Genomic DNA, 13,190 nt, shown 5'->3' with positions numbered 1-13,190 from the left:
TGCGACTATCCCTAAAATGAAACCAGGCGGTAAAAACCGCCTGGAGATATTAAGCCTGCAACTAGCTTAGCAAGAGTTGTTAAAAAATTCAGTAAGTGCTTAAAGCTTATTGAAAACGCGCGCGAGGCGACCGGTGCCGCTCACGCTGACCGGGGACTCATTGGCTGCAACGAATGCTGACTCTCCGGGCTTAAGCACCAGACGCTCTTCGCCTTTGTGCAGCGTCGCTTCGCCTTCAACGCAGAACAGAATCGCCGCACTCTCCTGAGCCACCGACGTTTCGGCGCTGCTCAGGTCGTGCAGGGAGAAGGCAAAATCCTCAACCGGGATCGGGAAGTCCAGCTCTGCGCCGTTTTTCACCGGCTGCGTCAGCAGCTCCGCGGCAGGTTTCGCCACAAACTTCACGTTGGCAACCAGCTCAGGAATATCGATGTATTTCGGCGTCAGGCCCGCGCGCAGCACGTTATCGGAGTTGGCCATCACCTCCAGCGCCACGCCCTGCAGGTAGGCGTGCGGGGTTTCCGCGAACAGGAACATTGCCTCGCCCGGGTTCAGCTTCACCACGTTCAGCAGCAGAGGGGAGAACAGGCCGCTGTCGTCCGGGTAGAATTCGGAAATCAGACGGATAGTCTCCCACGGTTCACCTTGCTGGCTGTCCAGGGCGGCTTTCAGCACCGCCAGGGCGTGGGATTTCTCTTCACCCTGCATATTCAGCAGGCTTGCAAACAGCTGGCTCAGCGCGTCGGCGTTCGGGTTTTCGAGGAAATGGGCGATAGCCTTGTTGGCACCCGCGACCGGTTGCAGCAGAGAAATGATCTCCGAAAACTCGCGGAACGCGTTCATCGCCAGGAACGGCGTCAGCGCGAACACCAGTTCCGGCTTGTGGTTAGGATCTTTGTAGTTACGCTCGGCGGCGTCTAACGGGATACCCGCCGCGTTCTCTTTCGCAAAGCCGATTTCAGACGCTTGCTTGTTCGGGTGAACCTGGATGGAGAGCGGCTGGTCTGCGCACAGCACCTTAAACAGGAACGGCAGTTCGCCGAAGCGGCGAGCGACCTTGTCACCCAGCAGCGCGGCTTTATCGGCATCAATCACGTCGCGCAGGCTGCGTACCTGGCCGCTGGCGTCTTCAATTTTTGAGCTGCTCTTCGGGTGCGCGCCCATCCACAGTTCTGCCATCGGCAGGTTGTTCGGGTTCGCGATACCGTAGAGATCCGTTAACGCAGTTTTACTTCCCCAGGCGTAGTTTTGCACTGAGTTAATGAGTTTTTGCATTATCAAGCCCTGATTCAATTGTGGAATTAACTCCGGGTATTAAAGCAATAAACCTCATGGAAGTAACCTGTGGATGTAAAAAGTCGTACTAGTCTCAGTTTTTGTTAAAAAATTGTGTAGGATAAGCTGACTCGCTTTTAAGCCGGGCAGCGGAACATCTGCCCTGAATAAACAGACCGAAGCAGTAAGTGAGAGACCAATGTCGAATAAACCCTTCCATTATCAGGATCCTTTCCCCCTCAGTAAGGATCAGACCGAGTATTACCTGTTAACCCGCGATCACGTCTCCGTTTCTGAGTTTGAAGGACAAGAGATCCTCAAAGTCGATCCGCAGGCGCTGACGCTGCTGGCGCAGCACGCTTTCCACGACGCCTCGTTTATGCTCCGCCCTGCGCACCAGCAGCAGGTGGCCGATATCCTGAGCGACCCGCAGGCCAGCGAAAACGATAAATACGTTGCCCTGCAGTTCCTGCGTAACTCCGATATCGCGGCGAAAGGCATTCTGCCAACCTGTCAGGATACCGGCACGGCGATCATCGTCGGTAAAAAAGGCCAGCGCGTCTGGACCGGCGGCGGTGACGAAGCGGCGCTGGCGCACGGCGTCTACAACACCTACACCGAAGATAACCTGCGCTATTCGCAAAACGCGGCGCTGGACATGTACAAAGAGGTCAACACCGGCACCAACCTGCCTGCACAGATTGACCTCTACAGCGTCGACGGTGATGAGTACAAATTCCTCTGTATCGCCAAAGGCGGCGGTTCAGCCAACAAAACCTATCTCTACCAGGAAACCAAAGCGCTGCTCACCCCGGGCAAGCTGAAGAACTACCTGGTTGAGAAGATGCGCACCCTCGGCACCGCGGCGTGCCCGCCGTACCATATCGCGTTTGTGATTGGCGGTACGTCGGCTGAAAGTACGCTGAAAACCGTCAAGCTGGCCTCAACCAAATACTATGACGGCCTGCCTACCGAAGGTAACGAGCACGGCCAGGCGTTCCGCGACGTACAGCTTGAGCAGGAACTGCTGGAAGAGGCGCGTAACCTGGGTCTCGGCGCCCAGTTTGGCGGCAAATACTTTGCCCACGACGTGCGCGTGATCCGTCTGCCGCGTCACGGTGCCTCCTGTCCGGTCGGTATGGGTGTCTCCTGCTCTGCGGATCGCAACATCAAGGCCAAGATCAACCGCGAAGGCGTGTGGATCGAAAAACTGGAAAACAACCCGGGCAAGTACATTCCGGAAGAGCTGCGTAAAGCGGGTGAGGGTGAAGCGGTTCGCGTTGACCTGAACCGTCCGATGAAAGAAATTCTGGCGCAGCTTTCGCAGTATCCGGTCTCGACCCGTCTCTCCCTGAACGGCACGATTATCGTGGGGCGCGACATCGCGCACGCGAAGCTGAAAGAGCGTCTGGACAATGGCGAAGGGCTGCCGCAGTACATTAAAGATCACCCGATCTACTACGCTGGCCCGGCGAAAACGCCTGAAGGCTACGCCTCTGGCTCGTTAGGCCCAACCACGGCAGGGCGTATGGACTCGTATGTCGACCAGCTGCAGGCCAACGGCGGCAGCATGATCATGCTGGCGAAAGGTAACCGCAGCCAGCAGGTGACGGACGCCTGCCACAAGCACGGCGGCTTCTACCTCGGCAGCATCGGCGGCCCGGCAGCGGTGCTGGCGCAGGGCAGCATCAAGAGCCTGGAGTGCGTGGAATACCCGGAACTGGGTATGGAAGCGATCTGGAAAATTGAAGTGGAGGATTTCCCGGCGTTTATCCTCGTGGATGACAAAGGCAACGACTTCTTCAAGCAGATTCAGTCGTCCCAGTGTTCGGCGTGTGTGAAGTAAGATAAAAAGCCGGGTGGCGCTGCCGCCACCCGACACCAAAAAGAGCGCACAAAGCGCCATAACGTTTCTCAGAAGTCATCAATACTTATCCCTTAAGCATGTGAGCAATCCCTCTTTTGTTATCAAGGAGAAAGTAATGACCACGGTACGCCATGAGAAAGATTCGATGGGCGCCATCGACGTCCCGGCCGACAAGCTATGGGGCGCGCAAACCCAGCGTTCGCTGGAGCATTTCCGTATCTCGACTGAAAAAATGCCCGTCTCGCTGATCCAGGCGCTGGCGCTCACCAAACGTGCAGCTGCGAAAGTGAACCAGGATTTAGGCCTGCTGACGGCAGACAAAGCGACCGCCATCATCAACGCCGCCGACGAAGTGCTGGTGGGTAAGCATCCCGACGAATTCCCCCTCGCCATCTGGCAGACCGGTTCCGGCACCCAAAGCAACATGAACATGAACGAAGTGCTGGCGAACCGGGCAAGCGAACTGCTGGGGGGCGTGCGCGGCATGGAGCGTAAGGTTCATCCGAACGATGACGTCAACAAAAGCCAGAGTTCCAACGACGTCTTCCCGACGGCGATGCACGTGGCGGCGGTGATTGCTATCCGCGAGCAGCTTATTCCGCAGCTCAACGTTCTGAAATCCACGTTCAATGAGAAAGCGCAGGCCTTCCGCGACATCGTTAAAATTGGCCGTACGCACCTGCAGGACGCCACGCCGCTGACGCTCGGCCAGGAGATTTCCGGCTGGGTGGCGATGCTGGAACATAACCTGAAGCATATTGAGTACAGCCTGCCGCACTTGGCGGAGCTGGCGCTCGGCGGGACGGCGGTCGGGACCGGGTTAAACACCCATCCAGAATACGCGGTGCGCGTGGCGGAGGAGCTGGCAAACATCACCGGGCAGCCGTTCGTCACGGCGCCCAACAAGTTCGAAGCGCTGGCGACCTGCGACGCGCTGGTCCACACCCACGGCGCGCTGAAAGGGCTGGCGGCATCATTAATGAAAATCGCCAACGACGTGCGCTGGCTGGCCTCGGGGCCGCGCTGCGGCATTGGTGAAATCAGCATTCCGGAAAATGAGCCGGGCAGCTCCATCATGCCGGGTAAAGTCAACCCGACCCAGTGTGAAGCCATGACCATGCTCTGCTGTCAGGTACTGGGCAACGACGTGGCCGTCAACCTGGGCGGCGCGTCCGGCAACTTCGAGCTGAACGTCTATCGCCCGATGGTGATCCACAACGTTCTGCAATCGATTCGTCTGCTGGCGGACGGGATGGTGAGCTTTAACGAGCACTGTGCGGTAGGGATTGAGCCGAATCGCGAGCGTATCAACCAGTTGCTCAATGAATCCCTGATGCTGGTGACGGCGCTGAATACCCATATCGGCTACGACAAGGCCGCCGAGATCGCTAAAAAAGCGCATAAAGAGGGGCTGACGCTGAAAGCCTCCGCCCTGGCGTTGGGCTATCTGACGGAGGCGGAGTTCGACGCCTGGGTTCGCCCGGAAGCGATGGTCGGTAGCCTGAAATAATCAACCCGCCACATACAGGTGCAGCCGCGGAATAATCAGCTGCAGCGGCTGCGCCTGAGGTCTGTAACGGTGCTGGACATTGTCCGCATCGTAATTCAAAAGCTCACCAATATCCGGCACGATGGCCCCCTGATTGGCATCAAAGAGCGCAATCAGCGGCGTCGGACAGGCATACTGAACCTGTTTTTGCTGACCGGAATACCAGACGCGGGCGATAGGCTGCACCTTCACCGGGCGCTTTATCTTGAGGCGCGTGTCCGCCGGTAGCAAGGCGATGCTGTGGTACTCCTGCTCCAGGCGCTCAATCCACTGTTCACGCGACCACGGTGCGACGGTGCGCGGCGTCTTCAGGCTTTTTTCCAGCTGCGCCAGAATCTCATCTCGGGTGAAGTTTTTAATGATGTGCTTATTCGCCCAGCCGAAGCGCAGCGTAGCGGGGTGACGCAGTACCGTCAGCGTGCGATAGGCATTCAGGGTAATTAACCCAGGAAGCTGACGGTGCACCCATTCAAACCGGGCGGCAGGGGCGAGGCCGGACTCTTCGGTAACGATATTTTCAAATGCCGCTTTCAGGCTGTTGATCTGGGTAATCTGGGCTTCCAGCGCTTCGCGCGTTGTCGCATCGGTTTGCAGGCAAATCACGCCGGGCAGACGCACGGCCGCCTTACTGCTGCGGTTTTCAGACTGCTGCTGGATAAACAGGCGACGATAGTGTTTCAGCGCCAGCTCAAGGGCGGCGCTGCCGATGTGCTGTTCAACCTCGATGGTGTCCAGCGGGTCGTGTTCTGCCCCTTTAGCTACCTCGGGCAGGGTAAAGACGCGCGCGGCCAGCAGACGGCAGGTCTGCAAACGTTCGGTCAGGGTCAGGAGCTCGTGTTCTATTTCCCGAAACGTGCTGTTCAGCCGTTCGAGAAGATCGTAAGTCGCCATAAACACTCTCATTAGTTACAACATACTTATCATATAGCACAGCACGCCGGGTCAGGCCAGCGTGCGGTTTAGGTCAGACAGGAACGGGAAGGGCGATGTTATGGTATACCGGCCAGCTAAAGCAGAAGCGCGCGCCGCCAAGCTCGCTCTCCTCGCAATGCACCGTGCCGCCCATTGCCTGCGCGATAGAGTAGACAATCGCCAGCCCCAGGCCACATCCACCAGTAGCGCGATCGCGGCTGAGGTCGAGGCGGACAAACGGTTCAAACACGGTTTCTCGCGCTTCCGGAGCTATCCCCGGGCCGTCATCCTCCACCGTCAGGCTTGCCTGACTGCCCTGCAAATCCAGCCCAATCTGTAGCGTACTTTCGCTGTAGCGCATGGCGTTGTTCATCAGGTTGTCCAGCACGCGTTCCATCAGGCGCATATCGAGTGCGCCGTAGTCACCTGGCGTGACGCGCGTCAACAGCGTACGCTGCGGGTTCACGCTTTGGACATCGTCAATATGGGTTTGCAGCCACGCGGGCAGATCCGGCGTGCTGAGGTTCAGTTCGTTTTGCGGGCGATCGAGGCGCGCGTAGGTCAGCAGTTCCTCAATCAGCGCCTCAAGCTGGCCAATGTCGCGGTTAAGCGCCTGAGACTCCGCTTCCGTCAGATTTTCGCTCATCTCCAGACGATAGCGCAGGCGCACCAGCGGCGTGCGCAGCTCGTGCGCAATTCCGTCGATCAGCTGCTTCTTACTGGCGATCAGGGCATTGATGTTATCGGCCATCTGGTTAAAGGCCACGCCCAGACGTTCAAAGCTGGAACCGCTGTCGAAGTGAATGCGCTCGGTAAAATGCCCCTCGCCAAAACGCTGCGCAGCGGATTCCAGCTTCAGCATGTCCTGCCAGTGCGGGCGCATCCAGATAAAGACCGGAAACGCGAGCGAGATGGCGATAAAGGCCATCAGCGCCATGTCCAGCAGGCGCATTTGGTGCAGATAATAGAGATAGGGAACCGGGCCGACGGCCAGCACGTAATGGCTGCGCGGGATACGCTGGATAAAGGTGTATTTCTCATCCAGCGCGACGATGTCCCCGTCGCGCAGACGCTGCATGGCGGGTGGGTCCAGCTCAAAATTTTTTAACGGCTCGATGCGTAAATCGAATGACAGATTCAGATCCAGCTCTTTGAGCGTTTTCGCCCAGTCGTGCGGCGGGATCTCTCTCAGCTCGCTGCGCATCAGATAGAGCGAGCTTTTCATCAGGTCGTCCAGCGACTGCCTGCCTGCACGTTCGGCGGTGAATTTATAGACCAGCCCGACCAGCATGGTCATGACCAGGAAGCAGACAAACAGCAAAAGATAAAACTGCACAAACAGCTTTTTCATTAAATATCACCGGGAAATCAAGTAATTAACTACTTTGTTTTTACCTTCAGGGGCACTATAGGGGCATTTGCATATCCGCCAAAGCGCTGATTCAAAAATGATACCTGATCGCTATCGAGAGCATTTATCCACGCAGAGTATACATGGAAGACCATCTCTGCATTCTCATGACCCATCTGATTCGCTATAAAAGCAGGATTAGCACCTGCCGACAACATCCAGCATGCGTATGTATGACGCAACTGATAGGGGCGTCTGCGGCGAATTCCCGATCGTCTTACCGTAATATCCCATAATGACACAATTGAACTGACTGAATAGTACGCAGCTTGCTTGCCTTTCTGAGGTCGAGGCATAAACACAAAGTGCAGCTTTTGCGTTTCCGCTTTACCGAACTCCCGGTGGTGAAAAGTGATTGGTACCTTAGGGGCACTTCCCGTTAGCTCCTTTTGAGCTCGCAAAGCCTCCAGAGCCGGCTCCAGTAACTTTATCGTCCGGTATCCAGCTTCGGTTTTGGGTGGTCCAAACAAACCTTCCTGAGTTAGATTGCGTGCAATCGTAGCTTCACCGGAATTAAGATCGATATCCTCCCAGGCAAGAGCGCAAAGCTCCCCGGGCCGAACGCCGGTATAAGCGAAAAATTGCCACATGTTTTTCTGCTGAGCCGGAGCAGTCTCTTTCAACTGCTCAAACTCATGTCTCAGAAGTGGATCTGGTTTTGTTTGCCCTTTGCGAAGCCTTTTTATCCCGACATATGGTTGATATGAAATGACTTTATTTTTAACCGCATAGTCGAGGATTTGTCGCAGGATGGCCAGATAATAATCTACTGTTCTAACGGCGCGGCCGGTTTTATTTCTCCTCTTTTCGGGAGCATAGTTAGTCTCGCCAGTCAGTAATTCCTTTCTCCAGCCCAGAATGTCGCTGTTGGTGATGGATGTAACCAGCGTTTCAGGGCCGATTAGTTTTGTTAACGTTCTTACAGCTATCCCATAGCTTCTTGTGGCATTGGGGGAGAGATCGATTTTATGGTTTTCATACCAGGTTGATGCAAGTTCGGCGAACGTCGTAATATTTTTAGATGTATAAAACTTTGCTGCTACCTTTGACTCCGGAAACACGCCCCGGTAGTCAAAAGTGCCCAGCTGAATCTCGCTTACAATTTTGGCCCTTAGATTCCCGGCTTTTTTGAGATTCGAAGCATTTATGATCCATCCTTTCAATGTTTCTCGGCATCTAACGCCCTGAAACTTGAAACTAATTCGTATTTTATTGTTGTGGATCTCAACACCCGTTGGCATTGCAGCCATTATGCCTCCTTCACAAACCTGTTAATGTTTGGGATGTTGTACCAGACAAGTCCTCGCTCTTCGGAGCTGCTTCCATCCAATGGGATTCTCTTAAAATGAACACCTTCTACCCAGGAGGTTTGGCGATAGCTTTTAATCTGACGATCTGTAAGGCCTGTCTTCTCTTTTAGTTTTGAAGCAACGCCCCATTCTGAATCGTAAATTACCTGCGACATGGTTCACCTCAGGTAACCGGCATGAGTATAGATATGCCGGTCTTTAGTCGTTGATATTTCAGTTTCAGTTTGCCTGGCCGGGCAGGGAACGAAGTCGGCGCATGCCGGTCATTGCTGTGGCCACGTAGCTTGCCTTGCAGTTGACCACTTCAACCCAGACCTTCACGCCTTCCACTTTCACCGTATAGGTCTCTTTCATCTTGCTGCGCCCATAGTCACCATATCTTTGCAGGTGGGCTGCGAGTGCGATTTCACATGCCTGGCGAGCTAAAGGGGATTGCTTACTGCCTCGATTAATCAGTCGCATTTCTTCTCCTTGAGGGAGGGTTTCCCCTCCCGATCTCGTTAGTCCACGTATTCCGGTTTCATATCCGCCAGGGTGATGCTGAACTGATCGTGTAGTTCCTCTCCTAAATGGCGTTTCACAGATGCCAGCACGCGTTCAGCTTCGCCAAAGCGTTCTGCTGCACCGGGTTCATCTGGAGAAGGCAGGGAGTTGATTACCGCTTCCACCTTGTTGCGAGCATCAACCAGGTAATAACGCTTCACGGCCTTGTTTTTCAGCTCAGTGAACAGGGCAGAACCCAGCGTTGCTTTCACGGTTTCAATATCTGCGCGCAGAGCTTTAGCGCTATCCACATCCTGAGCCGCCTCGATGCGATCACGGAAATCATCAGCAAGTGCATCGATGTTTTGAGCTGATTCCTGAGCCGTTTGAGTGGTAGTGACGTTGTCACCTGAAATGTCTGCAAGGCTAACGTGCTGCGCCGGTGCCGGGTTTACCTCTCGTTCTTCACGGCGGTCATCCAGTTCATCCGGGGTGTAAACGCCCAGAATCACATCCGGGCAGAACAGTCTCGCCCAACGTTTGACGGCCAGGTACGCCAGCTGCTGGCGAGGATCGTCTGCCCACAGGGTAGAGTTTCTGGTGCGGGCCTGAGCCAGCAGCAAATCGAGTTCCCTTGGCTGATCTTCTCCTTTCAGGGTTGCGCGGATAATAATGCCGATCCCGGCTTCGTCAGCCAGGGTCCAGCCTGGGACGCGGTACTCGCCTTTGTCGCCTTTACGGATATGGAATTTCCCAACAACCTTTTCCCATGGCCCGTACCACTCATATTCAAAACGGCTGGCCAGCACGCCGCTGCGTGAAATGACGGCATTAACCAGCTGCGCTTCATACCCGAGCACACCGTTAATCAGGTGCGTCTTCTGCGCCACGGCAAAGGGATTCATCTGCCACTGTGCCGCTTGCATCGCAACTGCCATGCAATCGGCCTGGTTGCCCTGAAGGTGTTTAGGAACGGTGGCAGTGCCCTGCGCCATGATCTGCGCAAATGTACTGATGGCGTTCAGATACTGGGAATCAAACAAAGCCACGTTGGAGTTAATAACGGTGTTCTGGTCAGCAACGGTAACGTTAGTGTTTTGCATAAATCCCCCTTAAGCCTGAGCGCGCAGCGCTTCGAGGCGGCGCATGTCAAAGTCGTTCAGTTCGTCGGTGTAATCATCGATGATCGGAGCTGGCCATTCGCCCGTGTCGAAGCCGGTTGCGATGGCGCGCATAGTTTTGCGGTACTCGAGCATGCCCAGTTCCAGCAGTTCGATGGATGCCTCAATGATGGCGATCCAGTGGTAGTTCTCGTCTTTGTTGACGAAAATCCAGAAGAACTGGTCCAGCGCCGCGGTCTCGCAATACATAGCCGCGCTGAGGTGGTAGTCCCGGTCAATGATTTCCCGGTGCAGCCTGGCGCGCAGGCTTTCCTGCTTCACATTCCACATGCTGATGGTTTTCAGGTCAGCACCGATGCGCACGCCGTCCAGTTCAATCTCGAGGTCAGGGCGTACACGCACTTCCAATCCGGTTTCGTCGTCGAAACCGAAATAGCTCACTTCTACGGCGCGGCTTGGATGTGTCAGCAGCATGCCCGCGGTCGGGTGCGCTAGTAGTGCTGACTGAATTGCCCGCGCTGTGGCCAGTTGCTGGCGGGTAACCAGAATCTTTTCGCCAGGGTTGTCGCGCCAGGCATCCAGCAGTTCGTCGGCGAATATGGCATCGGGCTTAACTGATTTAACCGCCTGGATCATGTCTGCTTTGCTGCCGGAGACTTTCAGCGGCGTCGGTTTCTGCGCTTCTTGCGCCACCAGTTCAGGATTGATGATCGCTAATTGCTCGAGTAGCGCATCACGGCTGCCGCTGGTTTTAACCGGCACGGGCAGGGTGGCGTTGTATTCTTTAATGCACGCCTTCATTGCCGTTGCTGTCTGCTTCTGGCCTTCTTCAATACGCTGGAACTCAGCAGGGAGAACCATATAGCTTTGAGCCGTTTCTTCCAGGCTCGCGCCAAGCGGCACTTGAGCAGGAAGGGATGCGTTATGTTGTTCAAGCAACGCTTTAATCTCGTCAGCGCTTAGCTGCGCCGGCAGGCTGGCGTTGTAAGCTTCGATGAACTCGCGCAGAGTTGCGGTGGTGGTGAAAGCACCCTCAGGGATTTCAGGTTCTACGCTGAACTCTGCTTCGAGGTTTTCCGGCTGCAATGCAAGGGCGTGCACCAGGTTCCCCATATCCAGCACTTTGGAAGCTGTGCGCGGGATGGTTTTAGCCACATGGCGCGCATTGAAATACATCAGGCTGACGCGGGCATCTTTCACCTGGGTTGAGCTGATGCCGTTTGCTGCGTGATAAACATCATTCGGCAGACCTTCGTAGCGGCCAGGCTCGAAGTAAGCCGGGTATTCGATTACTGGCTCTGACTGCTGCTCTTCCGGCGCTATGGTAACTGCTTGCGTATTAGCTGCATCAGCGCCTTCGCCTGGTTGTACCGGATCAGTATTTTCGACTTTCTCTGGCTGAGTCTTTTCCATCTGCACATCGATAGTGGTCTCCGCTGTGTTTTCCGTTTTTTCGACTTCATTTGAGGAGGTATTGATGACCGGGTCGGTATTTCCACCCATCAGGCCATCGATGGAGAACACGCCGCTGCCGAGATTTTCAACCTGCGGTTGTTCAGCTGGGGCTTCAGTCTCAACTACAGGAGTAGGCAACGGCAGTAATTCCACAGCAGAGTTAAATTCAGCCGTCATGGTTTTATTCACGAACTCAAGATGCGCCGCTGGCGTGTGGTGGATGTTCTCTGGTGCGATACGGATCAGATTGAAGATTGCCGCACGGTTCACCGCCAGTATGCCGGGCTGATTACGCAGGATGGCGCTCCATGACTTCCATGGCTCTTCTTTCTTAGCCACGATTTCTTTGGCACGACGTAAAACGCTTGAGGGGATTTCAAAGTGATGGAAATCCATAGGCAGCAGGGCACAGGCGATCTCAAGATCGAGAGTGTCCAGAGTGTGGTGCGCGCCTTCGCCGCGATCCGTTACATAGCCGCCGTCTGCATTGGTACAGGAGTCAGTGCGCTGAACATTACTGATTCGATTACCTGCAGCCCATTCGCGAACGAGAATGCCGCGGTCAATGTAATCGGTCGCCGCCCAGATTCGGGTAAAACGGAGAACCAAAGCGAGTTCGTGACGCTTCTCCTGGCTGAACACTTTGCGAATAGCATCGGTATAGCGCCACAGGTCTTTGGTATCGTAACCCTTAACCTCTTCGCAGTTTTCTGCCGCCAGTAACAGGTTCTGGACATGGCTGTTGTCAGTGTCCATCTCCAGCGCGCTGATACCTTCGTATTTTTCGCGGGTTAAGTGGTGGCGCAGTTCGTCGGCGGTAAACTGAGCGAGTAGCTGCTTGCGGAAGGGCATACGAACGACTGGATAACGTGTGGTTTCGTCATCATTCTCGTCAATCTGAATACCGTTATCAGGCTTGAGATCATGACCAGTTGTAACGTCGGCGTCGCTGGTGCTTTCTGATTTGAGAAGAGCAAGCTTTCCGCTTCTCCACTCTTCAACTAACTGATTGCGGTCACCTGCATCTACTCTCAACCAGTCGGCAATGAAAGCAGCAAGTAGCTTTACTTCGTGCTCTTCATCTGGCGCAAATACCTGCTTGATCGCCTGAACCATTTTCCACTCAGCGTTCAGGCTGATTTCGTCAACTTCAGGGATATCGTTCTTCGCCTGTAGCAGGTTCTGGAGATAGGTGTTGCCTTCATCCAGTGACATTTCGCTGGCAGCCAGCTGCTGCTCTTTGCTGATATGCGTTTGATATTTTTCGCTGGTCAGATGAATGGCATACCGGACAGATGGAGTGCGGTTTTCAAGCGGGACACTCTCGACGGTAGTTTCGACTTTAACGGTCGTTTCCGGTGCGGCAGTGCTGTCCACGTCACCAGTCGACTGAGCACCAGCCTTTGGCAGCCAGGTGCGTCCATTGTCCTGCAGTTCGTAGCGTTTGCACCAGGTGTAATCCACGGTGCTTTCTTCAGGCAGATCGTTGTAAACAGGGAAATCGGTGCGAACAGGTTTGGCGTAATCCTTACCGCGTCCGGTTTCAATACCAGCATCTTCCAGCTCAACATCTAGCTGCAGGTTGGCACGGGCTTCTGATTTAGCAGTGAACCAAATCACTGCGTCTTCTTTGCCAGATTTCTGCGTAGCCTTAACTACATAGAAAAATTCCATGTGAGATCCTCTTTTTTGGATGTAAGATCCCCGGGCCAGAGATAGCGCCCATTGGGTGAACTTTGGTTTTTTAAGTAGTTTTCCGGTGTAACTTTGGTCGGGAGCACCGGACGTACGGGCCGCCTTGCGCGGC

10 protein-coding genes are annotated in these 13,190 nt (G+C 54.9%); 2 read left to right on the top strand and 8 right to left on the bottom strand.

The window, feature by feature from the left end:
* Positions 1-99: 99 nt before the first annotated feature.
* Positions 100-1,275 (bottom strand): mannose-6-phosphate isomerase, encoded by a 1,176-nt coding sequence (gene manA, locus AC0TOY_RS10980; protein WP_473721834.1) that lies wholly within the window; start codon positions 1,273-1,275, stop codon positions 100-102.
* Positions 1,276-1,474: 199 nt separating this feature from the next.
* Between manA and fumA the strand changes: the two genes are divergently transcribed.
* Together fumA and fumC are read left to right on the top strand one after the other, a co-directional pair.
* The gene (gene fumA / locus AC0TOY_RS10975) at positions 1,475-3,121 is read left to right on the top strand and encodes a class I fumarate hydratase FumA (RefSeq protein WP_061715401.1); all 1,647 of its coding nucleotides are present in this window, start codon (positions 1,475-1,477) and stop codon (positions 3,119-3,121) included.
* Between the two features lie 136 nt (positions 3,122-3,257).
* Positions 3,258-4,652, top strand: a complete 1,395-nt coding sequence (fumC, locus tag AC0TOY_RS10970; protein ID WP_473721833.1) for a class II fumarate hydratase — start codon at positions 3,258-3,260, stop codon at positions 4,650-4,652.
* On the opposite strand, the gene tus is transcribed toward fumC, so the two are convergent.
* From tus to AC0TOY_RS10935, 7 genes are all read right to left on the bottom strand, one after another.
* On the bottom strand, positions 4,653-5,582 hold the full coding sequence (gene tus / locus AC0TOY_RS10965; RefSeq protein WP_473721832.1) for a DNA replication terminus site-binding protein: 930 nt from the start codon (positions 5,580-5,582) through the stop codon (positions 4,653-4,655). It abuts the gene before it with no gap.
* A 73-nt stretch (positions 5,583-5,655) separates the two neighbouring features.
* The gene (gene rstB / locus AC0TOY_RS10960; protein WP_473721831.1) at positions 5,656-6,954 is read right to left on the bottom strand and encodes a two-component system sensor histidine kinase RstB; all 1,299 of its coding nucleotides are present in this window, start codon (positions 6,952-6,954) and stop codon (positions 5,656-5,658) included.
* A gap of 29 nt (positions 6,955-6,983) precedes the next feature.
* On the bottom strand, positions 6,984-8,264 hold the full coding sequence (locus tag AC0TOY_RS10955) for an Arm DNA-binding domain-containing protein (protein WP_473721830.1): 1,281 nt from the start codon (positions 8,262-8,264) through the stop codon (positions 6,984-6,986).
* Positions 8,264-8,479 carry an excisionase family protein gene (xisR, locus tag AC0TOY_RS10950; RefSeq protein WP_047647992.1) on the bottom strand — a complete coding sequence of 72 codons (216 nt, stop codon included), beginning with the start codon at positions 8,477-8,479 and terminating at the stop codon, positions 8,264-8,266. The genes AC0TOY_RS10955 and xisR overlap by 1 nt, the downstream gene beginning before the upstream one ends.
* Before the next feature lie 64 nt (positions 8,480-8,543).
* The gene (locus AC0TOY_RS10945; protein ID WP_343582213.1) at positions 8,544-8,786 is read right to left on the bottom strand and encodes a DUF4060 family protein; all 243 of its coding nucleotides are present in this window, start codon (positions 8,784-8,786) and stop codon (positions 8,544-8,546) included.
* Positions 8,787-8,824: 38 nt separating this feature from the next.
* Positions 8,825-9,910: a RecT family recombinase gene (locus tag AC0TOY_RS10940; protein WP_473721829.1), complete on the bottom strand. Its 1,086-nt coding sequence runs from the start codon at positions 9,908-9,910 to the stop codon at positions 8,825-8,827.
* A gap of 9 nt (positions 9,911-9,919) precedes the next feature.
* Positions 9,920-13,057, bottom strand: coding sequence for a RecE family exodeoxyribonuclease (locus AC0TOY_RS10935; protein WP_473721828.1), 3,138 nt, complete (start codon positions 13,055-13,057; stop codon positions 9,920-9,922).
* Positions 13,058-13,190 lie beyond the last annotated feature (133 nt).

The organism is Enterobacter sp. PL_is379 (assembly GCF_055817355.1).
Note: the sequence above shows the minus strand (reverse complement) of the source record. Positions and strands in the feature narration are given on the sequence as shown.

What these genes read in the sequence shown, in the direction of transcription:
- manA (WP_473721834.1), bottom strand. Translation starts at nt 1,275, where the DNA reads ATGCAAAAACTCATTAACTCAGTGCAAAACTACGCCTGGGGAAGTAAA.
- fumA (WP_061715401.1), top strand. Translation starts at nt 1,475, where the DNA reads ATGTCGAATAAACCCTTCCATTATCAGGATCCTTTCCCCCTCAGTAAG.
- fumC (WP_473721833.1), top strand. Translation starts at nt 3,258, where the DNA reads ATGACCACGGTACGCCATGAGAAAGATTCGATGGGCGCCATCGACGTC.
- tus (WP_473721832.1), bottom strand. Translation starts at nt 5,582, where the DNA reads ATGGCGACTTACGATCTTCTCGAACGGCTGAACAGCACGTTTCGGGAA.
- rstB (WP_473721831.1), bottom strand. Translation starts at nt 6,954, where the DNA reads ATGAAAAAGCTGTTTGTGCAGTTTTATCTTTTGCTGTTTGTCTGCTTC.
- AC0TOY_RS10955 (WP_473721830.1), bottom strand. Translation starts at nt 8,264, where the DNA reads ATGGCTGCAATGCCAACGGGTGTTGAGATCCACAACAATAAAATACGA.
- xisR (WP_047647992.1), bottom strand. Translation starts at nt 8,479, where the DNA reads ATGTCGCAGGTAATTTACGATTCAGAATGGGGCGTTGCTTCAAAACTA.
- AC0TOY_RS10945 (WP_343582213.1), bottom strand. Translation starts at nt 8,786, where the DNA reads ATGCGACTGATTAATCGAGGCAGTAAGCAATCCCCTTTAGCTCGCCAG.
- AC0TOY_RS10940 (WP_473721829.1), bottom strand. Translation starts at nt 9,910, where the DNA reads ATGCAAAACACTAACGTTACCGTTGCTGACCAGAACACCGTTATTAAC.
- AC0TOY_RS10935 (WP_473721828.1), bottom strand. Translation starts at nt 13,057, where the DNA reads ATGGAATTTTTCTATGTAGTTAAGGCTACGCAGAAATCTGGCAAAGAA.